Annotated in this window: 18 protein-coding genes and 2 tRNA genes; 6 read left to right on the top strand and 14 right to left on the bottom strand. The window is 67.1% G+C overall.

Features of this window, described 5'->3' with window-relative positions:
- Positions 1-52: 52 nt before the first annotated feature.
- The gene (locus AC1DK9_RS15560; protein ID WP_476916484.1) at positions 53-832 is read right to left on the bottom strand and encodes an SDR family oxidoreductase; all 780 of its coding nucleotides are present in this window, start codon (positions 830-832) and stop codon (positions 53-55) included.
- Positions 833-858: 26 nt separating this feature from the next.
- The gene (locus AC1DK9_RS15555) at positions 859-1,227 is read right to left on the bottom strand and encodes a DUF488 domain-containing protein (RefSeq protein ID WP_476916483.1); all 369 of its coding nucleotides are present in this window, start codon (positions 1,225-1,227) and stop codon (positions 859-861) included.
- Positions 1,228-1,291: 64 nt separating this feature from the next.
- On the opposite strand from AC1DK9_RS15555, the gene valS reads away from it, so the two are divergent.
- The gene (gene valS, locus AC1DK9_RS15550; protein WP_476916482.1) at positions 1,292-3,913 is read left to right on the top strand and encodes a valine--tRNA ligase; all 2,622 of its coding nucleotides are present in this window, start codon (positions 1,292-1,294) and stop codon (positions 3,911-3,913) included.
- On the opposite strand, the gene AC1DK9_RS15545 is transcribed toward valS, so the two are convergent.
- The 8 genes from AC1DK9_RS15545 to AC1DK9_RS15510 all read right to left on the bottom strand — a co-directional run bounded on the left by AC1DK9_RS15545 (position 3,882) and on the right by AC1DK9_RS15510 (position 11,877).
- Positions 3,882-4,178: a putative quinol monooxygenase gene (locus AC1DK9_RS15545; protein ID WP_476916481.1), complete on the bottom strand. Its 297-nt coding sequence runs from the start codon at positions 4,176-4,178 to the stop codon at positions 3,882-3,884. The genes valS and AC1DK9_RS15545 overlap by 32 nt on opposite strands.
- A 108-nt stretch (positions 4,179-4,286) precedes the next feature.
- Positions 4,287-6,116 (bottom strand): glycoside hydrolase family 15 protein, encoded by a 1,830-nt coding sequence (locus tag AC1DK9_RS15540; RefSeq protein WP_476916480.1) that lies wholly within the window; start codon positions 6,114-6,116, stop codon positions 4,287-4,289.
- Positions 6,117-6,529: 413 nt separating this feature from the next.
- Positions 6,530-7,147 (bottom strand): mycothiol-dependent nitroreductase Rv2466c family protein, encoded by a 618-nt coding sequence (locus AC1DK9_RS15535; protein ID WP_476916479.1) that lies wholly within the window; start codon positions 7,145-7,147, stop codon positions 6,530-6,532.
- A 142-nt stretch (positions 7,148-7,289) separates the two neighbouring features.
- Complete coding sequence (clpX, locus tag AC1DK9_RS15530) at positions 7,290-8,570, bottom strand: ATP-dependent Clp protease ATP-binding subunit ClpX (protein WP_476862830.1); 1,281 nt, start codon at positions 8,568-8,570, stop codon at positions 7,290-7,292.
- A 210-nt stretch (positions 8,571-8,780) separates the two neighbouring features.
- Positions 8,781-9,440, bottom strand: a complete 660-nt coding sequence (locus AC1DK9_RS15525) for an ATP-dependent Clp protease proteolytic subunit (RefSeq protein WP_056738346.1) — start codon at positions 9,438-9,440, stop codon at positions 8,781-8,783.
- A 38-nt stretch (positions 9,441-9,478) separates the two neighbouring features.
- On the bottom strand, positions 9,479-10,090 hold the full coding sequence (locus AC1DK9_RS15520) for an ATP-dependent Clp protease proteolytic subunit (RefSeq protein ID WP_175321079.1): 612 nt from the start codon (positions 10,088-10,090) through the stop codon (positions 9,479-9,481).
- Between the two features lie 246 nt (positions 10,091-10,336).
- Positions 10,337-11,734 (bottom strand): trigger factor, encoded by a 1,398-nt coding sequence (gene tig / locus AC1DK9_RS15515; RefSeq protein ID WP_476916478.1) that lies wholly within the window; start codon positions 11,732-11,734, stop codon positions 10,337-10,339.
- Positions 11,735-11,802: 68 nt separating this feature from the next.
- A tRNA-Pro gene (locus tag AC1DK9_RS15510) sits at positions 11,803-11,877 on the bottom strand.
- Positions 11,878-12,008: 131 nt separating this feature from the next.
- On the opposite strand from AC1DK9_RS15510, the gene AC1DK9_RS15505 reads away from it, so the two are divergent.
- Positions 12,009-12,079 (top strand) — tRNA-Gly (locus tag AC1DK9_RS15505).
- A 147-nt stretch (positions 12,080-12,226) separates the two neighbouring features.
- Here AC1DK9_RS15505 and AC1DK9_RS15500 read toward each other — a convergent pair.
- The 3 genes from AC1DK9_RS15500 to AC1DK9_RS15490 all read right to left on the bottom strand — a co-directional run bounded on the left by AC1DK9_RS15500 (position 12,227) and on the right by AC1DK9_RS15490 (position 14,743).
- Positions 12,227-13,174 carry an Fpg/Nei family DNA glycosylase gene (locus AC1DK9_RS15500; protein ID WP_476916477.1) on the bottom strand — a complete coding sequence of 316 codons (948 nt, stop codon included), beginning with the start codon at positions 13,172-13,174 and terminating at the stop codon, positions 12,227-12,229.
- Entirely contained in the window at positions 13,174-13,668 is a 495-nt protein-coding gene (locus tag AC1DK9_RS15495; protein WP_476862827.1) for a ribose-5-phosphate isomerase, read from the bottom strand. The genes AC1DK9_RS15500 and AC1DK9_RS15495 overlap by 1 nt, the downstream gene beginning before the upstream one ends.
- Positions 13,669-13,735: 67 nt before the next feature.
- The gene (locus AC1DK9_RS15490) at positions 13,736-14,743 is read right to left on the bottom strand and encodes a hypothetical protein (protein ID WP_476916476.1); all 1,008 of its coding nucleotides are present in this window, start codon (positions 14,741-14,743) and stop codon (positions 13,736-13,738) included.
- Between the two features lie 143 nt (positions 14,744-14,886).
- On the opposite strand from AC1DK9_RS15490, the gene pepN reads away from it, so the two are divergent.
- Together pepN and AC1DK9_RS15480 are read left to right on the top strand one after the other, a co-directional pair.
- Positions 14,887-17,439, top strand: coding sequence for an aminopeptidase N (pepN, locus tag AC1DK9_RS15485; RefSeq protein WP_476916475.1), 2,553 nt, complete (start codon positions 14,887-14,889; stop codon positions 17,437-17,439).
- A 103-nt stretch (positions 17,440-17,542) separates the two neighbouring features.
- Positions 17,543-18,040 carry an OsmC family protein gene (locus tag AC1DK9_RS15480; protein ID WP_476916474.1) on the top strand — a complete coding sequence of 166 codons (498 nt, stop codon included), beginning with the start codon at positions 17,543-17,545 and terminating at the stop codon, positions 18,038-18,040.
- Here AC1DK9_RS15480 and AC1DK9_RS15475 read toward each other — a convergent pair.
- A complete protein-coding gene (locus AC1DK9_RS15475) occupies positions 18,028-19,035 on the bottom strand; it encodes an NAD-dependent epimerase/dehydratase family protein (RefSeq protein ID WP_476916473.1) in 1,008 nt (335 codons plus the stop codon). The two genes, AC1DK9_RS15480 and AC1DK9_RS15475, sit on opposite strands and share 13 nt — an antisense overlap.
- An 88-nt stretch (positions 19,036-19,123) precedes the next feature.
- Between AC1DK9_RS15475 and AC1DK9_RS15470 the strand changes: the two genes are divergently transcribed.
- Both AC1DK9_RS15470 and AC1DK9_RS15465 read left to right on the top strand, forming a co-directional pair.
- Positions 19,124-19,783, top strand: coding sequence for a mechanosensitive ion channel family protein (locus AC1DK9_RS15470; RefSeq protein ID WP_476862822.1), 660 nt, complete (start codon positions 19,124-19,126; stop codon positions 19,781-19,783).
- Position 19,784: 1 nt separating this feature from the next.
- On the top strand, positions 19,785-20,243 hold the full coding sequence (locus tag AC1DK9_RS15465) for a globin (protein WP_476862821.1): 459 nt from the start codon (positions 19,785-19,787) through the stop codon (positions 20,241-20,243).
- Positions 20,244-20,333: the final 90 nt, after the last annotated feature.

The raw sequence follows: 20,333 nt of genomic DNA, 5'->3' as shown, positions 1-20,333 counted from the left end.
ACAGGCACAATCGCGGGCACGCCATCATTGGGCGCCCCGCGGGCACCGGCTGCTAGCTTTTGCGGATCACCTTGAAGTTGGAAGCCTGCGCCACCGGGCGGATGATGATCTGGTCCAGGTTGACGTGGTGCGGCGCGGTCACGGCGTAACGGACGACGTCGGCGACGTCGGCGGCCGTGAGCGGCTTCTCCACCCCGGCGTAGACCTTGTCCGCGGCGCCCTTGTCGCCGAGCCGGTTGAGCGAGAACTCTTCGGTCTGCACCATGCCGGGCGCCACCTCGATGACGCGCAGATTATGCTCAGCCTCTTCCAGGCGCAGCGCGCCGGTGAGGGCGTGCTGGGCGAACTTGGCCGCGTTGTAGCCGCCGCCGCCCTCGTAGGCGGAGAGCCCGGCCGTCGACGTCAGGTTCAGGACCGTGCCTTCGCCGCAGGCGCGCAGCATTGGCAGGAACGCGCGGGTGAGCTTCATCGTGCCGAGCACGTTGACCTCGTACATCCACTCCCAGTCCTCGGATTTGGCCTCGGCCACCTTGTCCGCGCCGCGGGCGCCGCCGGCGACGTTGATCAGGGTGTCGATGCCGCCCGCACGGGTCACCTCGTCCACCAGGCGGTTGACGTCGGCGTCGATCGTCACGTCGGCGGGAAGGGCAACGGCGCCGGTCTCGGCGGCGAGCGCTTCGAGCCTCTCGGCGCGGCGGGCGACGGCGAACACGGTCCAGCCCTCGTTCCGGAGGGCGCGGACGGTAGCCTCGCCGATCCCGGTGCTGGCGCCGGTGACGACCGCCGCCTTGGCCGTAGGTGCAGTTCCCGCGTTATCGATTCCCTGAGTCATGGCACCACCCTATGGGAATCCGCCGTTCATTTCCTGCCGTGCTCGAGGAACTCCAGCAGCACGCGGGCGTGATTGGTCTGCGGATCTTTCGCGCCGAACAGCAGGGTCACCTTCCCGTGCTCGGCCGCCAGGCCCCGCAGGGTGCCCACGGCCGGGTTGGACTCAAGCTCTGCCTCGTAGGCGGCGCGGAAGTCCGCGAAGCGTTCCTGCATATGCGCGAATTCCGTGCGAAGGGGCGGCGAGGGCGCCACTTCCTTGAGCCACAACTCCAGTTGCGCGCGTTCCTTGCTGACCCCGCGCGGCCAGAGCCGGTCCACCAGGACCCGGCAGCCGTCGTCGTCGGCGGGTTCGTCGTAGATGCGCTTGATCGTGAAGCTTCCGGTGCTTTCCTTCATCTGCTGCATGCTACTGCAGGGCCGTGCTGCGGAGCCCGGCGGCAAAGCGTGGAAGAATTGGCCCATGGCTGAAGACACGCAGGGTACAGACACGCCCACCACCGCCCCCATCAACGTTCCGGACAAGCCCGCCCTGGAGGGGCTGGAAGCCGCCCTCACCCGGCGCTGGCTTGACGAAGGGACCTACAAGTTCAACCGGGAAACCACCCGGGAGCAGGTCTACTCGATCGACACGCCGCCGCCCACCGCGTCGGGATCGCTGCACGTCGGACACATGTTCTCCTACACGCAGACCGACGTCCTGGCCCGCTACCAGCGGATGACCGGAAAGAACGTCTTCTACCCGATGGGCTGGGACGACAACGGCCTGCCCACCGAGCGGCGCGTGCAGAACTACTACGGCGTGCGCTGCGATCCGGCCATCCCTTACGACGCCGGATACCGGCCGCCGGCCGAACCGGCCAAGAACCAGCGCGATTTCGACGTCGTCTCGCGCCGGAACTTCATTGAGCTCTGCGAAGAACTCGCCGTCGAAGATGAAAAGGTCTTCGAGAACCTCTTCCAGACCCTCGGCCTGTCGGTCGACTGGGACCTGACGTACCGCACCATCGACGACAAGTCCCGCGCCATCTCGCAGCGCGCCTTCCTGGCCAACCTCGCCGCCGGTGACGCATACATGGCCGAGGCCCCCACCCTGTGGGATGTCACGTTCCGCACCGCGGTGGCGCAGGCCGAGCTCGAAGACCGCGAGGTGGCCGGCGCGTACTACCGCTACCCGTTCTTCACCGAAGACGGCGAGAAGGTCTACATCGAGACCACCCGTCCCGAACTGCTCGCCGCCTGTGCCGCACTGGTGGCGAACCCCGACGACGAGCGCTACCAGCCGCTCTTTGGCAAGAAGGTCACCTCTCCCCTGTTCGGCGTCGAGGTGGAGGTCAAGGCCCACCCGCTCGCCAAGGCGGACAAGGGTTCGGGCATCGCCATGGTCTGCACCTTCGGCGACCTGACGGACGTCACCTGGTGGCGCGAGCTTCAGCTGCCCACCCGGGCGATCGTGGGCCGCGACGGACGCATCGTCGGCGAAACCCCGGACTGGATCACGTCCGAGGAAGGCCGTGCGGCATTCGCGGCGATCGCCGGCAAGACCGTCTTCAGCGCCAAGGAAGGCGTGGTGGAGCTGCTCACGGCCGCGGGCCTGCTCGACGGCGAACCCAAGAAGATCATGCACCCGGTCAACTTCTTCGAGAAGGGCGACAAGCCGCTCGAAGTTGTCACCTCCCGCCAGTGGTACATCCGCAACGGCGGCCGCGACGAGGAACGCCGTGAACGCCTGGTCGGCCGCGGCAACGAGATCGAGTTCCACCCGTCCTTCATGCGGTCCCGCTACGAGAACTGGATCACCGGTCTGAACGGTGACTGGCTGGTCTCCCGCCAGCGCTTCTTCGGCGTGCCGGTGCCCGTCTGGTACCCGCTCGACGCCGACGGCAACCCGGACCACGACGCCCCGATCCTGCCGTCCGACGCGCAGCTCCCGGTGGACCCGGCTGCGGACGCGGCCCCCGGCTACGAGGAGGCCCAGCGCGACAAGCCGGGCGGCTTCACCGGCGACGCCGACGTCCTGGACACCTGGGCCACGTCCTCGCTGACCCCGCAGATCGTCGGCGGCTGGAGCACCGATGAGGCGCTCTTCGCCAAGGTCTTTCCGTTCGACGTGCGGCCCCAGGCCCACGACATCATCCGGACCTGGCTGTTCTCCACCGCCGTCCGTGCCGATGCCCTGCAGGACGTCGCACCGTGGAAGCACGCTGCCATCTCCGGCTGGATCCTGGACCCGGACCGCAAGAAGATGTCCAAGTCCAAGGGCAACGTGATCGTCCCGACCGACGTGCTCAACGAATACGGCTCCGACGCCGTCCGCTACTGGGCAGCCTCGGCCAAGCTCGGCGCTGACACTGCCTACGAGATCGCGCAGATGAAGATCGGCCGCCGCCTGGCGATCAAGCTGCTGAACGCGTCCAAGTTCGTACTGAACCTGGGCGCCACCGAGGACTCGGTGGTCTCCGGTGATCTCTCGGTCCTGACTAACCCCGGGATTGATCGACCCAACGCGGAAAAAGCGCTCGCGTCGGGGCCCTTGATCAATCCCTTGGACCGAGCCGTGCTCGCCCAGCTCTCCGACGTGGTCCAGCAGGCCACCAAGGCGTTCGAAAACTACGACTACGCCCGGGCCCTGCAGATCACCGAGAGCTTCTTCTGGCACTTCACCGACGACTACGTGGAGCTGATCAAGGACCGTGCCTACGGTGCCGCCGGCGAAGCCCAGCAGGCGTCCGTGCTGGCGGCGCTGGCAACCAGCCTGGACACCCTGCTGCGGCTATTCGCCCCGTTCCTGCCGTTCGCCACGGAGGAGGTCTGGGGCTGGTGGCGCGCCGGCTCCGTGCACCGCGCGCAGTGGCCCGCCGCCATCGAGATCGACGGCGACACCACCCTGCTCGCCACGGTGGGCGCCGCGTTGGGCGGCATCCGCAAGGCCAAGTCCGAGGCAAAGGTCAAGCAGCCGGCTCAGGAAATACCGAAAAGAGGGCCCTCCGCCCGGCTCAGGCCKGGCGGAGGGCCCTCTTTGGTTCTCTGCTTTCGGTTCTGCGACTTTGCGCTCAGATCCCGAAGGAGTCCTCGAAGTGAGTGAGGACCGGCGGGGCGGCCAGGAGTTCACCCAGCCCGCTCGCGCCCTCCTCGGTGGACCGCCACGCCCGGTAGGCCGCGTCCTGCTCCAGCGAGGCCCACTTTTCCACGACAAGGATGTGCGCGGGATTTTCCTTGTCGACCAGGACGTCGACCCCGAGGCAGCCGTCAAATGCCCGGGTGTCGGAGAGAATGTCGCGGAGAACGGCCGGCGCCGTGGGCAGGGATTCCGTTTTGAGAGTCAGGTCGAGATGGGCTGTGACGGGCATGGCGCTCCGATGTTCGCAGGTAGGCTCAGGGCCGGGGTGGACACAGCGCACAACAGCGGCACCGCCCCGCTTGTTCCTTCGAGCCCGTGCCCGCCCCGCCAGCGGTTGTCAGGTCGTGCTCCCCCGGAGCCGCCGTTCCGCTTCGCCGATTGCCCAGGCTGCGTTGACCAACCCAATGTGGCTGAACGCCTGCGGAAAGTTGCCCAGCAGTTCCCGGCTGTCCGGCGCCACCTCCTCGGCCATCAGCCCCAGCCCGGTGGCGAAGCCGGCAGCCCGCTCGAACACGGCCCTGGCCCGGTCCGTCAGCCCGGCCAGGGCGAGGGCGTGCGCGAGCCAGAAAGTGCACAGCAGGAAAGCGCCCTCCTCCCCCGCCAGCCCATCGTCGCCGTGATACCGGTAAACCAGTCCGCGGGCGTCGGTGAGCCGCTGCTCGATGGCCTCGACCGTGGCGAGGAAGCGCGGATCTGCGGCCGGAAGGAAACCGACAATCGCGAGCATGAGGGCCGAGGCGTCGAGTCGCTCGGTCCCGTACGCCTGGGTGTACGCCCCTGCGGCGTCGCTCCAGCCGTTGGCGCGGATGGACTCGGCGATCTCGTCCCGGGCCAGCATCCAGCGCGGTACCCGGTCCCCGGCCTGCAGCACGCCCGCGAGGGTGATGGCACGGTCAACCGCCACCCAGCACATCAGCTTGGAGTACAGGTAGTGCTGCGGTTCGCCGCGGACCTCCCAGATCCCCTGGTCCTTGTTCTGCCAGCGGGCCACGGCGGCATCGGCGGCGTCCGCCAGGAAGCGCAGGGTCTCCGGTGCCAGCTCCGCCAGGAATTCCGGCATCGTGGCGGCAGCATCCAGCAGTTCGCCATAGACATCGAGCTGCCGCTGGTTCCAGGCGCCGTTCCCGACGCGCACCGGGGCACTCGACCGCCAGCCTGGGAGGTGATCCAGCACCCGTTCGGGCAGGTCCCGCTCACCGCCAATCCCGTACATGATCTGCAACTCCTCACCGCCGGCGAGCTGGCGGGCGGCGGCGGTCGCGAGGAACTGGAAGAACTTGCCCGCCTCATCCGGGCAGGCCGCCACCCACAGCGCCTGCAGGGTCATGCTGGCGTCCCGGACCCAGGTGTACCGGTAGTCCCAGTTGCGGGTGCCGCCGGCGACCTCAGGCAGCGAAGTGGTGGGGGCGGCCACGATCGCGCCGCTCGGGTAATAGCTAAGGGCCTGCAGGACACGCCCGCTGCCCGCCACGAGCTCCTGCCACGGGCCCCGGTAATTCTGGTGGATTCCGGACCAACTGGCCCAGCCCTCGAGGGTGTCCGTGAGCCGGTGGGCAAGCTCCTGCTGGCTCCAGAACACCGGCACCTCCTCCGGGCCGCGCTGGCAGTGCAGGGCGAAGCCGATGGTATCTCCGGCAGTCAGGTGCAGGACGGCCCGGCCGGTCCCTCCCTCCAATTCGAAGGGCACCGGGGAGGACAGGGAAAACGCCTCTCCGCCGGCCCGGACCAGGACGCCGCCGTCCACGTTGCGCAACTCCGGAAGGATGGCGCCGTAGTCCGGCCGCGGCGCGAAGCTGACCTCGACGTCCACGGGCCCCCGGGTACAGGAAACCTGGCGCAGCAGGGTGCCCGGCGAATCCTGTCCGAGGTCGTGGCCGCGCCGGCCGGAGCCGAGGACGAGGGCATCGCTGACGGCAATTTGCCCCTGGGCGGTGGTGTGGAGTGACTCCAGCACCATGGACGGGCCCACGTACCTCCGTGTGGTCGCGTGGGGTGCCGCGGGGCTGATGGACCAGTAGCCGGCGTCCTCGCCCAGCAGCCGGCCGAAGACCGAAGGACTGTCGAAGCGGGGGAAGCAGAGCCAGTCCACGGAGCCTGCCTCGCTGACCAGGGCGGCGGACCAGCAGTCGGAGAGCAGCGCGTAATTTGCGATGGGCTCAGTGCTCACGGACCACCCCCGCGCTTTGGGATTCAGCCTATTTGGACTGCGCTGTTTTGGGCTGCAGCGTTTTTGGGCTGCGCTGTTTTTGGACTGCGCTGTTTTTGGGCAAAGGGGAAGCCCCATCAGCTTTTTGCGGTTGGTGGGGCTTCGACTTTTTCGATCACCACGTGACGTCTTAGGTAATCTGGCGGGATCCTTGGAATTTCAGGTCTTCCTACCTCGTCACTGGTAGCCATCATCTGACTTTGCCGAAGGCTGCGTCGGATGAGTGTCACTGAATCTTTGGTTCCTGCGTCCCGCTTCTTTCGAAGTGGGTAAGTTCTATTGTTCTCCCGCTGTTCGGGATGCACAAGGGCCCCGGACGAACTACAAGGAAGTAGTTTTTCCGGGGCCAACGTGACCGCCCTAGGCGCAGTAGCCTAGCTGAAAATCGGGCTCTCGGTGCGGCTTCGCTTGAGCTCGAAGAAGTACGGGAAGGAAGCGAGGGCCACGGTGGCGTCCCAGAGCTTGCCGGCGTCTTCGCCGCGGGGAATGCGGGTGAGCACGGGGCCGAAGAACGCCGTTCCGTTGAAGGCCACAACCGGGGTGCCGACGTCCTGGCCCACCAGCGAGATGCCGGCTTCGTGGCTGGCGCGCAGCTGGGCGTCGAATTCATCGGTCTCACCGGCGGCCGCGAGCTCCGGCGGCAGGCCGGCCTCGGCCAGCGACTTGGCGATGACCTCGGCGATGTCCTTGTTGCCCTCGTTGTGGATCTTGGTGCCCATGGCGTCGTAGAGCGGCTTGATGTATTCGGCGCCGTGCTTCTCGGCGGCGGCCACGATCACCCGAACGGGCGCCCAGGCCTTGACCAGGAACTCCTTGTACTCGGCCGGCAGCTCATCGCGGCCCTCGTTCAGGACGGCCAGGCTCATCACGTGCCACTCGGTCTTGATGTCGCGGACATCTTCCACCTCGGAGATCCAGCGCGAGGTCACCCAGGCGAAGGGGCACATGGGGTCGAACCAGAAGTCGGCTTTGTTCGTCATGGTCTCAGGCACAGGAATTCTCCTTTGGAAGTCAACGGGGCTGCACTGCGACGGGCCGGCTGAAATGGCACGGCGGCACGGCGCATCATCTACGCATAGCCACGCTGCCGCTAGATTTATTCCGCAGCTTGGCTGATGCGCTGCGTGATTCGGATCAAGCGGACTTACGCCGCTTCACGTCGTGGGCGATCAAGGTGGGCGGCGCCTTCTTGGCCACCACGTCCTCGGTGATGACCACGCTCGCAACGTCGTCGCGGCTCGGCAGGTCGAACATGACCGGCAGCAGGACTTCCTCGAGGATGGCACGGAGGCCGCGGGCACCGGTGCCGCGCTCCAGCGCCTGGTCCGCGATCAAGTCCAGGGCTTCGTCCTCGAACACCAGCTCGACGCCGTCCAGCTGGAACATCTTCTGGTACTGCTTGACGAGAGCGTTCTTGGGCGTGGACAGGATCTGGATGAGCGCCGGGCGGTCCAGGTTCGAGACCGTGGTGATAACCGGGAGCCGGCCGATGAATTCCGGGATCAGGCCGAACTTCAGCAGGTCTTCGGGCATGACCTCACCGTAGGAGTCCGCGTTGTTCTTGACCTCGTTCAGCGGGGCGCCGAAGCCGATACCCTTGCGGCCCGAGCGCGAACCAATGATCTCCTCGAGGCCGGCGAAGGCTCCCGCCACGATGAAGAGCACGTTGGTGGTGTCGATCTGGATGAATTCCTGGTGTGGGTGCTTGCGGCCGCCCTGCGGCGGAACGGACGCGACCGTGCCCTCGAGGATTTTCAGGAGCGCCTGCTGCACGCCCTCGCCCGAGACGTCCCGGGTGATGGAGGGGTTCTCGCTCTTGCGCGAAATCTTGTCGATCTCGTCGATGTAGATGATGCCCTGTTCGGCCTTTTTGACGTCGTAGTCCGCGGCCTGGATCAGCTTGAGCAGGATGTTCTCGACGTCCTCGCCCACGTAGCCGGCTTCGGTCAGGGCGGTGGCGTCGGCGACCGCGAACGGCACGTTCAGGCGCCGCGCCAGGGTCTGCGCCAGATAGGTTTTGCCGCAGCCGGTGGGGCCGATCAGCAGGATGTTGGACTTGGCGATCTCGACGTCGTCGTGGTGGCCGCCTTCGGCGAGGGCGCCGCTCTTGGGCGCGTGGCCGGCCTGGATGCGCTTGTAATGGTTGTAAACGGCGACGGCGAGCGACCGCTTGGCGGGCTCCTGGCCGATCACGTATTCCTGCAGGAAGTCGAAGATCTCGCGGGGCTTGGGCAGCTCAAAGCTGCCCAGGTCAGCTACTTCGGCGAGTTCTTCTTCAATGATCTCGTTGCAGAGTTCAATGCACTCGTCGCAGATGTAGACGCCGGGCCCGGCAATGAGCTTGCGGACCTGCTTCTGGCTCTTTCCGCAGAAAGAACACTTCAGCAAATCGGTGCTCTCGCCAATCCGAGCCATATGTGAACCCCTTTGTATCTTGCTGCCGGCCGGGTCGTGCTCCTGTGCAGCGTTGCACCCGTTACTGGAATCACGGACGTTTCCCGCAGGACGTACGGCCGTGACAACTTCCACTCTAGGTCACTTTCGGCCTGATGGGTGGAAAGAAGACGCCGGTGCGGCCCCATTTCTGCTGGGCTGCACCGGCGTCGTGGTTGGACTGACGTCCGGCTACTTGGTGAGCGCCTGCGGCTTGATCTTGCGGGAGTCAAGCACCTGGTCGATCAGGCCGTAGCTCATGGCCTCGGCGGCCGTGAGGATCTTGTCGCGCTCGATGTCGTTGTTGACCTGCTCGGAGGTGCGGCCGGAGTGCTTGGCCAGGGTGTCCTCGAGCCAGGAGCGCATCCGCATGACCTCGGCCGCCTGGATCTCAAGGTCCGAAGCCTGCCCGCCCTGGCCGCCGGAGAGGGCCGGCTGGTGGATCAGGACGCGGGCGTTCGGCAGTGCCAGGCGCTTGCCCGGGGTGCCGGCGGCGAGCAGTACGGCGGCCGCACTGGCAGCCTGGCCCAGGCAGACCGTCTGGATCTCCGGGCGGATGTACTGCATCGTGTCGTAGATCGCCGTCATGGCGGTGAAGGAGCCGCCCGGGGAGTTGATGTAGAGGGTGATGTCGCGGTCCGGGTCGGTGGACTCAAGCACCAGCAACTGCGCCATGATGTCGTCGGCGGAGGCGTCGTCAACCTGGACACCCAGGAAGATGATGCGGTCCTCGAACAGCTTGGTGTAAGGATCCTGGCGCTTGAAGCCGTAGGGGGTGCGCTCTTCAAACTGCGGCAGCACGTAGCGGCTGCTCGGCAGGTTGCCGGCAGTCGATCCGAAGTTGTAGTTCATGTTCATTGCTCCTGGAGTCGGTTCTGTCTGCGTGCCGTTTAGTTTTCGGTGCCAGCGTCGGCGTTGGTTCCGCCGCCGCCTGCTACGGATCCGGCGTGCGCCGCGATCTTGTCGAAGAAGCCGTATTCGAGGGCCTCCGGCGCCGTGAACCACTTGTCGCGGTCGTTGTCCTTGAGGATGGTCTCGACGGTCTGCCCGGTCTGCTCCGCGGTCAGTTCGGCCATGACCTTCTTCATGTGCAGGATCAGCTCGGCCTGGATTTTGATGTCCGAGGCGGTGCCGCCGATGCCGCCGGAAGGCTGGTGCATCAGGATGCGCGCGTTCGGGGTCGCGTAGCGTTTGCCCTTGGTGCCGGAGGAGAGCAGGAACTGGCCCATCGAGGCCGCCAGGCCGGTGGCGACGGTGACGACGTCGTTCGGGATGAACTGCATCGTGTCGTAGATGGCCATGCCCGCGGTGACCGAGCCGCCGGGCGAGTTGATGTAGAGGTAGATGTCCTTCTCGGGGTTCTCGGCCGAGAGCAGCAGCAACTGGGAGCAGATCGCGTTGGCGTTCTCGTCGCGGACCTCGGAGCCGAGCCAGATGATGCGCTCTTTCAGCAGGCGGTTGTAAATGTAGTTATCCTGGGCGGCCGGATCGACGGTAGCCATCCGGGGTGCCCCTGCTTGCTGTGACATATGTACTTACCTCTCGCTGGCGACGGTGACGCCACTGGACGGCGCCACTGAACTTTCCTACATGGACACTAACGGTTTTCCCGCCTGCTTTGTGCTCAGGCACAGGGCTGTTCGCTGACGGCGCACGATTGCCGGGGAGGGTTCATTGCAGGCTTAAAAAGCCGCACCCCCGGATCGGTGATCCGGGGGTGCGGGCAGGAACTGCGGGAACCGTTCGTGCTAGAACTTCACGGCCGCGGGGTCGTCGTTCTTCGGCGCTTCGGTGGCTGCTGCGTCATCGGCGGTCTCGGCCTCGGAAGCGGCTTCCTCGAAGGAAGCCTCTTCGCCGCCGGGGCGGACGAAGTCGCTCAGGTCAACCTTGTTGCCCTCGGAGTCRGTGACCTCGGCCTGGCCCAGGACCACGGCGAGTGCCTTGCGGCGGCGAACCTCGGAAACCATCATCGGAACCTGGCCGCTCTGATCGATGATCTGGGCGAACTGGTTCGGGTCCATGCCGTACTGGCTGGCGGTGGTGACGATGTAGTCGATCAGCTCGTTCTGAGTGACATTGACTTCTTCCTTTTCGGCGATGGCGTCAAGGATGATTTCGTTCTGGAAGGCGCGCTCGGTGTTGGCCTTGACMTCGGCGCGGTGCTCCTCGGTGTCGTGCTCGCCTTCACCGTGGGAGTTCTCGGCGCTGAAGTGCTGCTCAAGCTGCTCTTCGACGACGGATGYCGGGACCGGGACCTCGACGAGCTCAACGAGCCTGTCCAGGACCTTGTCGCGGGCCTCGACGCCCTGCTCGACGGTCTTGGAGTCGGCGGCCTGCTTGGCGAGGTCCTCGCGAAGCTCGCCAAGGGTGTCGAACTCGGACGCCAGCTGGGCGAAGTCGTCGTTGGCCTCGGGAAGCTCGCGCTCCTTGACGGCCTTGACGACAACCTTAACCTGTGCGGACTCGCCGGCGTGGTCGCCGCCCACGAGGGTGGTGTCGAAGATGGCGTCCTCGTCGGCGCTGAGGCCGGTGACTGCCTCGTCGAGGCCTTCGAGCATGGTGCCGGCGCCGACCTGGTAGGACAGGCCGGACGCGGAGTCGACCTCGGCGCCGTCGATCGAAGCGGTGATGTCGATGGTGAGGAAGTCACCGTCGGCTGCCGGGCGGTCCACGGACTTCAGCGTGCCGAAGCGGCCGCGCAGTTCGTCAAGGGCCTTGTCGACGTCGGCGTCGGACGACTCCGCAGCGGCAACCTCGACCTTGATGCCGGAGTAGTCCGGGAGCTCGATCTCGGGGCGCACGTCGACCTCGGCGTGGAACTTCAGCTCGCCGTCGGTGGCGGACGGGTCCGGAACCTCGGTGATTTCAACCTCGGGACGGCTCAGCGGGCGGATGCCGGTTTCCTGCACGGCAGCCTGGTACCAGCCGTTGAGGCCTTCGTTGATGGCCGTTTCCAGGACGTAGCCGCGGCCGACGCGCTGGTCAATGAGCTTGGAGGGGACTTTGCCCTTGCGGAACCCGGGAACCTGGATCTGCGAAGCAACAGTCTTGTATGCCTCTTCGATGCTGGGCTTCAATTCCTCAAAGGGGACCTCAACATTGAGCTTGACCCGCGTGGGGGTGAGGTTCTCGACAGCGCTCTTCACAGTCTAAGTACTCCTGGTTTTGGGGGATGGGGTTCTGCAACGCCACATGTCTGGCAGTTGCTGCAGAGTCGGGGTGACAGGATTTGAACCTGCGACTTCCTGCTCCCAAAGCAGGCGCTCTAGCCAAGCTGAGCTACACCCCGTAAGTGCACAGAACAGTCTACGGTCATACTGTGCCGATTTGCACATTTGACACTGGGGGCCTGAATTGGGTTTAGTTATATCCGGCTTCAACAGCCGCCCGGAAGTTTTGCTGAAGTTCCAGCAAATTCCCGGGGACGTAGCTTAATGGTAAAGCCTCAGTCTTCCAAACTGATTACGCGGGTTCGATTCCCGTCGTCCCCTCCGAAACATGACGAAGCTAGGGCCCCTCTCCGGAGGGGCTTTTTTTCGTGCCCGTCGCCCCCATCGATTGCTCCGTAGCCGCCCTTTTGGCGCGTCAAAAGGGCATCTACTCAGCAATCGACGCGCCTGCCGGGCACCCCGGCCGGTTCAGGCTGACTGGCAGGCAGGGCACCAGTAGAGCTTCCGGGCGGCGTGCTCCGTCAACGCCACCGCTGTGCCGCAGTCCCGGCACTCCTGGCCGTGCCGTCGGTACACGAAGTGCGCGTCCCCGGGCTCCGGCAGCGTGCCGGCGGGGCGGGCTMCGTTGCCCCTTGCGCCCACGACGGCGGTTCCGTCGCCGCGGGTCGAGGTCCAGTAGCRCTCGGGGGTGGTGATGATCCGGCCGTCGCGCACGCCGTCGGACATCATCGCGACGGTGTCGTCCCACAGCTGTCCCGCGGCCGCCGCGGACAGGGCCGTGCCCGGCAGCCAAGGATCCAGCCGCTGCCGGAACAGCAGTTCGGCCCGGTAGACGTTGCCGACGCCGGCGATCACCTTTTGGTCCATCAGCAGCGTCGCCAGCGGGGTGCGCTTTTTCGCCAGGGCGGCGATGAAGCCCTCCCGGTCCCCCGGAAGATTCCGCAGCGGATCGGGTCCCAGCCGCTCGGTGACTGCCTGGGCCTCTGTTTCGGTGAGCGTCTCGCAGGTGGTTGCCCCGCGCAGGTCAGCCCAGCCGTGGGCGCTGGCCAGCCGCACCCGCACGGCGCCCACCGGAGCCGGTGGGCCGGCATACACGGCATCCGGGGCGGCGTCGCCGGAGACCTCCCGCTCCCCTATTTTGCGGGGCGCGCCGATGCTGGAAGCACCACGGAAACGCTCGTCCCCGCCAAAGTCCCACGCGCCGTAGAGCCCCAGGTGCACGTGCAGCACCAGGCCGTGGTCGAAGTCGAGGAACAGATGCTTGCCGTGCGCCACGGAGCCGGTGAGGACATGGCCGTCCAGCAGTGCCGCGCCCTGCACGAAACGCCCCTGCGGGCTGGACACGGTGAGCCGCTCCCCCGCAAAGACGTCGGCGAACTGCCGCGCCAGCCGGTGGATCGAATGCCCCTCTGGCACTACTCGACGACCTCGCCGGTGGTTTCGTAGGTGGCGATCTTGCCGATCCGGCGGACGTGGCGTTCGTCATTGCTGAACGGCTCGGTCAGGAAGGCCTCGATGATGGCGGTGGCCTCGTCGACGCTGTGCTGGCGGCCGCCCACGGCAACGACGTTGGCGTCATTGTGCTCACGCGCCAGCTTCGCGGTGGAGAGGTTCCAGGCCAAGGCGGCGCGGACTCCCTTGACCTTGTTCGCCGCGATCTGCTCCCCGTTGCCTGAACCGCCCAGGACGATGCCCAGTGCGTGGATGCCGGCTTCCTGGTCCGCGACGACCGCGCGGGCGGCGTTGATGCAGAACGAGGGGTAGTCATCGAGTGCGTCGTAGACCTTGGGCCCGTGGTCCACCACGTCGTATCCCTTGGCGCTGAGGTGGCCCACCAGGTGGGCGCTGAGCTCCATGCCGGCGTGGTCGGTGGCGATGTGAACGCGCGGGAAATCCGGGGCAGTGGTCACGGCGTATCCGTTTCTGTGGGGCGCCGGTGGGCTTTCGGCGCTGCTGGTCAGGGTTCTTCCCAGCCTACTAGGGCTGCGCCGTCGGCGCCCCGCCGTTGCGGCGTGCCCGCGCCGCCACGCGGGAGAGCACCTGCGCCACGCTGTCCGCCGTCGTCGCATTTCCCCCGCTCACTGCCAACCGCCGGCCGTCGGAGCGGTCGACGACGACGGCGGGGCCGCTGCTGACCAGCATCGCCGTCGTGGCGCCGTGGCTCCGGTAGCCCCAGCCGCCGTAGTCGGACGCCTTGACCTCTTTCGGCGTCGCCGAGTCGATGGCCGCTGCAGGAACATCAATGACCCGCACGAACCCGGCAGCGAACACCCGCAGCCCACTCCGGTCCACCCGGATCCGGGCAAAGAGGAACACGGCCGCCAGCAGTGCGACCGCCACCAGCAAGGCGGCCAGCCAGGGCACGGCGACGGTGAGCAGCGCCGCGGGGAACAGTGTGGCAATCCCCAGCATCACAAAGACCGAACTGCGCGCATGGACCCAGAGGCTCACGGAATCGCCGGCCAACTCGGGGTCCAGCTCCCGTCCCAGCGCGGCCTGCACGGCCCGCTCGTCATCCGTGGACCACCGCTCGTCGGCCTTGAAGACGAACCCCATGACCACTCCCAGGCCCAGGGCTGCGCCGCTGCCCATGGCCAGGACAACAACGTCCACCCGCGATCCACGGGCGTCCGGCAGGCCGAGCTGGCCCACCAGCACCGCGGCGAGGACGGTGGTGACGAACAGGCTCACCGCGAGTCCGGCGCCCATCATGAACCGGCGCATCATGACCGGCCGGGACAGCGGCGCCGCCTGCAGCAGGACGGCCCAGCCGACCAGCACGATCAGGGCCGCCCCCACCCCCACCAGCGCTCCAAAGGGCGCGAAGTCCGCGGCGCCAGCATCCGTCCAGCGGACGGCCAGCGGCTCGGGCAGGTCATTGCGGATCAGCAGGGCGCACACCACGAAGGCGGCCGCCAGCATCAGCGGGAACCCCACGGCGAAACGCAGCGCCCTGGCGTCAACCGAATCCCGGATCTTTCCCATGACTCCAACGCTACCCCTGCGCGGCCGCCCGGAGGGGACGCGCGGTGACGTGCACAACTTGCCAAGCTGCTGCAACGTGAAAGAATAATTTCACAGTATTGTTTCCACCGTTCCCACCCTTTTGGAGGCACCCTTTGCCCGGTATGAACCTCACGCGCGCCGAAGCCCGCGAGCGCGCCGAACTGATCGCCGTCGACTCCTACGAGGTCAGCCTCGACCTGACCCGCGGGGAGAAAGTGTTCGGCTCCACCACCGCCGTGAAGTTCACGGCCAAGCCCGGCTCCTCGACCTTCATCGACGCCGTGACCCACACGGTGCACAGCGTCACGCTGAACGGCCGCGAGCTGGATCCTGCGGAGGTCTCCGACGGCATCCGGATCCAGCTGCCGGACCTCGCCGCCGAGAACGAGCTCCTGGTGGTCGCGGACGCCCCTTACATGAACACGGGCGAGGGCCTGCACCGCTTCGTGGACCCGGTGGACAATGAGGTCTACCTGTACACGCAGTTCGAGGTTCCCGACTCCCGGCGGATGTTTGCCGTCTTCGAACAGCCCGACCTCAAGGCCAGCTTCAGCTTCACCGTCACCGCGCCGTCCCACTGGGACGTCGTCTCCAACTCCCCCACCCCGGTGCCGGTCGAAACCATCCCGGGCGAGGACGGCGGCGCCCGCTCGGTCTGGGAGTTCGCCCCCACCCCGCGGCTCTCCTCCTACGTCACGGCCCTGATCGCCGGGCCCTACCAGTCGGTCCGCAGCGAGGTGAAGTCCGCCGACGGGAAGGTCACCCCGCTGGGCGTCTTTGCCCGCAAGTCCCTGATGCAGTACCTCGATGCCGACAACATCTTCGACCTCACCCGCCAGGGCTTCGAGTTCTTCGAGGCCCAGTTCGGCTGCCCCTACCCGTTCGAGAAGTACGACCAGCTCTTCGTGCCGGAGTTCAACGCCGGCGCCATGGAAAACGCCGGCGCCGTGACCATCCTGGAAGGCTACGTCTTCCGCAGCAAGGTCACCGAGGCCCAGGTGGAGCGCCGCGCCATCACCGTGCTGCACGAGCTGGCCCACATGTGGTTCGGCGACCTCGTGACCATGCGCTGGTGGAATGACCTCTGGCTCAACGAGTCCTTCGCCGAGTACATGTCCCACCTCGCGGCCGTCGAGAACACCAAGTTCGACCACGCCTGGACCACCTTCGCTTCGGTGGAAAAGTCGTGGGCCTACCGCCAGGACCAGCTGCCCACCACGCACCCGATCTTCGCCGAGATCAACGACCTGCAGGACGTCGAGGTGAACTTCGACGGCATCACCTACGCGAAGGGCGCCTCGGTGCTGCGGCAGCTGGTGGCCTGGGTTGGCCCGGAGGAGTTCATGGCCGGCGTGCGCGAGTACTTCCGCAAGCACTCCTGGCAGAACACCGAGCTCAGTGACCTGATGGTCGAGCTGGAAAAGGCCAGCGGCCGCGACCTGGACCACTGGGGCCGGCTCTGGCTGGAAACCGCCGGGGTCAACACGCTCAAGCCGGAGCTGTCCGTCGGCGAGGACGGCACGATTACCTCGTTCGCCATCCTGCAGTCCGCCACCGAGTCCCAGCCGACCATCCGCCCGCACCGCCTAGCCGTCGGTTTCTACAACCTCGACGGCGCCGGGAAACTGGTGCGCGTGCACCGGGAGGAGCTCGACGTCGACGGCGAGCGCACCGAGGTCCCGGCCCTGGCCGGGCTCGCTCAGCCGGACCTGATCCTGCTCAACGACGACGACCTCGCCTATGCCAAGGTCCGGCTGGACCAGAAGTCCCTGGCCACCGCAACGGCGCACTTGAAGGACTTCGGCCAGAGCCTGCCCCGGACCCTGGTCTGGGGTTCGGCCTGGGACGCCGCGCGCGACGGCGAAACCCCGGCCCGCGGCTACGTGGAACTGATCCTGGCCAACATCGCCGAGGAATCCGACTCCTCCGTGATCCTGGTCCAGCTCCGACAGCTCGCCACCACGTTGAACTTCTACGTGGCCGCAGAACACAAGGAAGCCACCGCGACCGCCGCGGCCGACCGGCTCTGGGAGCTGGCCTCCCGCGTCCCGGCCGGCTCCGACGCGCAGCTGCAGTTCGTGAAGTCCTACGCCTTGCTGGCCCGCAGCGCCGGCCAGCTGGACACGGTCGCCGGCCTGCTGGACGGCTCGCGCGAGCTGCCCGGCCTCACCGTGGACCAGGACCTGCGCTGGGAGCTGATTGCATCCCTCGTGGTCGGGGGCCGGGCAGGCCAGGATCAGATCGACGCCGAGCTCGAGCACGACAACACCGCCACCGGCCAGAACGCGGCAGCCCTGGCCAAGGCGGCCATCCCCACCGCCGAGGCCAAGGCCGCGGCCTGGGAGTCGATCGTGGTCAAGGGCGAGCTGTCCAACGCGCTGCAGGGTTCGGCGGTCGCCGGGTTCAYCCGCGTGCTGGACACGGCCCTGCTGGAGCCCTACGCCGAGAAGTACTTCGAGGCCGTCCCGGGCATCGTCAAGGACCGCACCCACGCTCTGGCCCAGCAGATCGTCGTCGGACTTTACCCGGCGCAGCTGACCACGCAGGAAACGGTGGACCGCACCGATGCGTTCCTCGCCTCGCTGCCCGAAGACAGCGCGGCGCTGCGCCGGATGATGCTGGAGAACCGCGACGGCGTGGCCCGCGCCCTGCGCGCCCGCGCCGCGGACATCTAACTCCGGCCGAAGCTGACCCGCAAGGCGGGGACAGCAGCCCAGGACCCCGGCACCGCTAGGCGGCGCCGGGGTTCTGGCGTTTCAGCGCCGCTAGACTGGCGGCATGAGCCTCGACGAGCACCGTTACGCCCTGACCGTCCGTTGGACCGGAAACCTGGGCAGCGGGACCTCGTCGTATCGGGGCTACTCCCGCGACCACGACGTCGAGATCCCCGGGCTGCCGGTGCTGAAAGGCTCGGCGGACCCCACCTTCCACGGCGACCGGGAGCGGTACAACCCCGAACAGCTGCTGCTGGCGGCGCTCTCGCAGTGCCACATGCTGTCCTTCCTGCACGTCGCGGTGAAGCACGGCGTGGTGGTGACCGGCTACGAGGACCAGGCCGAGGGCCTGATGCGCACCAACCGGGACGGCAGCGGCCAGTTCGAATCGGTCACACTCAAACCCCGGGTCACGACGGCCGCGCCGGTGGCCGACGAGCTCTTCCAGGAACTGCACCGCGGAGCGAACGCGGTCTGCTTCATCGCCCGGAGCGTGAACTTCCCGGTCCGGCACGAGGCCTCCGCAGCCGTGGACCCGGCGGCAGCAACTCAGCTGGACTGAAACTCCACCTGGAACTCCTGCAGCAGCCGGCGCTCGGTGTCCGGGCTGAGACCGGCCCGGCGTTCCCGGTCCAGCCCGCGGCGGCGTTCATCGGCCAGTGTGTCACGCAACGTCTCCGTCCAGGGCCGCAAACTCATCCCGGCGGCCTGCGCCGCGGCGCCGCTGCGGGAGGAAAACCCGGCGTGGCCGTCCGGGAGCCATAGCGGCAGCGAGTCCGGACCTGCCCAGTAATTCGCACCGCGGGCGGCGAGCCAGTCAGACGGGGCCGCCACGACCTCCCCGGTTCCCCCGGACAGCCGCCGTGACTCCTCGAGGTACTCGGCAAAGGGCACCGGCTCGCCCACCGCGTTCAACGCCCCCGTGACGCCCTCCTCCGCCGCGGCCAAGACCCAGGCGGCCAGGTCCCGGACGTCGATGATCTGGGTGGCGTCCGCAGGAATATCCGGAGCCAGCACCGGACCCGTATCCCGGGCGAAACGGGCGGGCCAGTAACCGTACCGGTCCGAGCCATCCCCCGGCCCGCCGATCAGCCCGGCCCGGCAAAGGTGCGCCCGGCCCCCGGCCAGTTCCGTTGTCAGGCGTTCGATCGCCGACTTCGCTTCCCCGTAATTCTCCGCCGTCGCCGGGATGCCGGCCGGCAGCGGCGCCAGCACGGCGTCGTCCTCCGCCGCGCCGGGCACCGAGTGGTCCTCGTACACGGAACAGCTGGATACGAACGTCCAGTGCCGGGCACTGCCGGCGAGCGCCTCAAGGGCCTCCTGCGCCTGGCCCGGGTCCCGGGCGACCTCGATGACGGCGTCCCACTCCCCCGCGTGGACGGCCCCCTCGTAGGCGGCCGGGCCGGCCGAGCGGTCCGCTTGCAGCCACGTGGCCCCGTCCGGCGGCTGGGACGTTTTCCCGCGGGCCAGGCACATGACCTCGTGGCCGGCGGCGACGGCCTGCCGGGCGATTTCTGCTGACAGGAAGGCTGTGCCGCCGAGGACGAGGATGCGCATGGGGCCACGGTACGGCGCTAATGTTGAAGCTGAACAGAGTGTTATGCGCCCGGCGAACGCGGGCGTTCCTAAGGAGTAAACCCTGCTGATGTACAGCCTGACCGCCGCCGAGCCGCTCACGACGCCGGACATTTCGGCCATCAACCTGCCCGGTGTCCTGATCAGCATCGGGGTCGGCGTCGCCGCGTGGCTGGTGGCGTCCTTCGTGATCGCAGGCATCACGAAGCGGGTCGCCGCGGGCACCACATTCTTCAAGAAACCGCATTTCCGCTGGGTGGCCCCGGCGCTGCGTGCCCTGGACCATCAGCGGCGCGAGCAGCGCGCCAACACCATCGGTTCCCTGCTCAACAGCGTGGTGAGCGTCCTCGTCGTCGTGATCACGGTGATGTATGTGCTGCAGAACCTCAACGTGAACATCGCCCCGCTGCTGACCAGCGTGGGCATCCTCGGCGTCGCGATCGGCTTTGGCGCCCAGCAACTGATCCGCGACTTCCTGGCCGGCATCTTCATCACCATCGAGGACCAGTACGGGATCGGCGACGTCATTGAGACCTCCGAGGTGGTAGGCACGGTCGAGTCCATGGGCCTGCGCATCACCCGGGTCAGGGCCGAGGACGGCACGGTCTGGTACCTGCGCAATGGCGAGATCCTGCGGGTAGGAAACCGTTCACAGGGCAGCTATGTGGCGCCCGACAGCGGACCGGCCGACGACGCCGGCTCCGCAACCCAGCAACAGGCCGGAGAATAAAATGACGCTTCCCATTGCCGGCGAACCCCGCCAGCCCAAGATGCTGATGCAGAACGATCCATTCAGCCAGCCCGGTTACACGGACAATTTCTATGACGCCGTGGGCGGCCATGAGACGTTCGTGAAGCTCATCGATGTGTTTTACGACAGCGTCGCGACGGACCCGCTGCTTCGCCCGATGTATCCGGAAGAGGACCTCGGACCGGCGAAGCGGCGTTTCCTGATGTTCTTGGAGCAGTACTGGGGCGGTCCCACGACCTACGGTGAGGAACGCGGCCACCCGCGGCTGCGGATGCGGCACCAGCCGTTCCGCGTCACGCCCGAGGCCAAGGACGCCTGGCTGCACCACATGCGCACCGCTGTCGACGCCCTGGAACTGCCGCCGCTCTACGAGGGGACCCTCTGGGACTACATGGAACGGGCGGCGCTCTCGATGGTCAACAGCCCCTCCGGCGCCTAGGCCGGACATGGAAAGACCCCGGAGGCACTTGGGGGGATGTCTCCGGGGTCTTTCTGCCTCAAGAATACCCGGGTATGGGGCGGCAAGTGT

It is taken from the genome of Arthrobacter sp. 01T414 (genome assembly GCF_056398965.1).
This window is presented reverse-complemented; position numbering and strand designations above follow the sequence as displayed.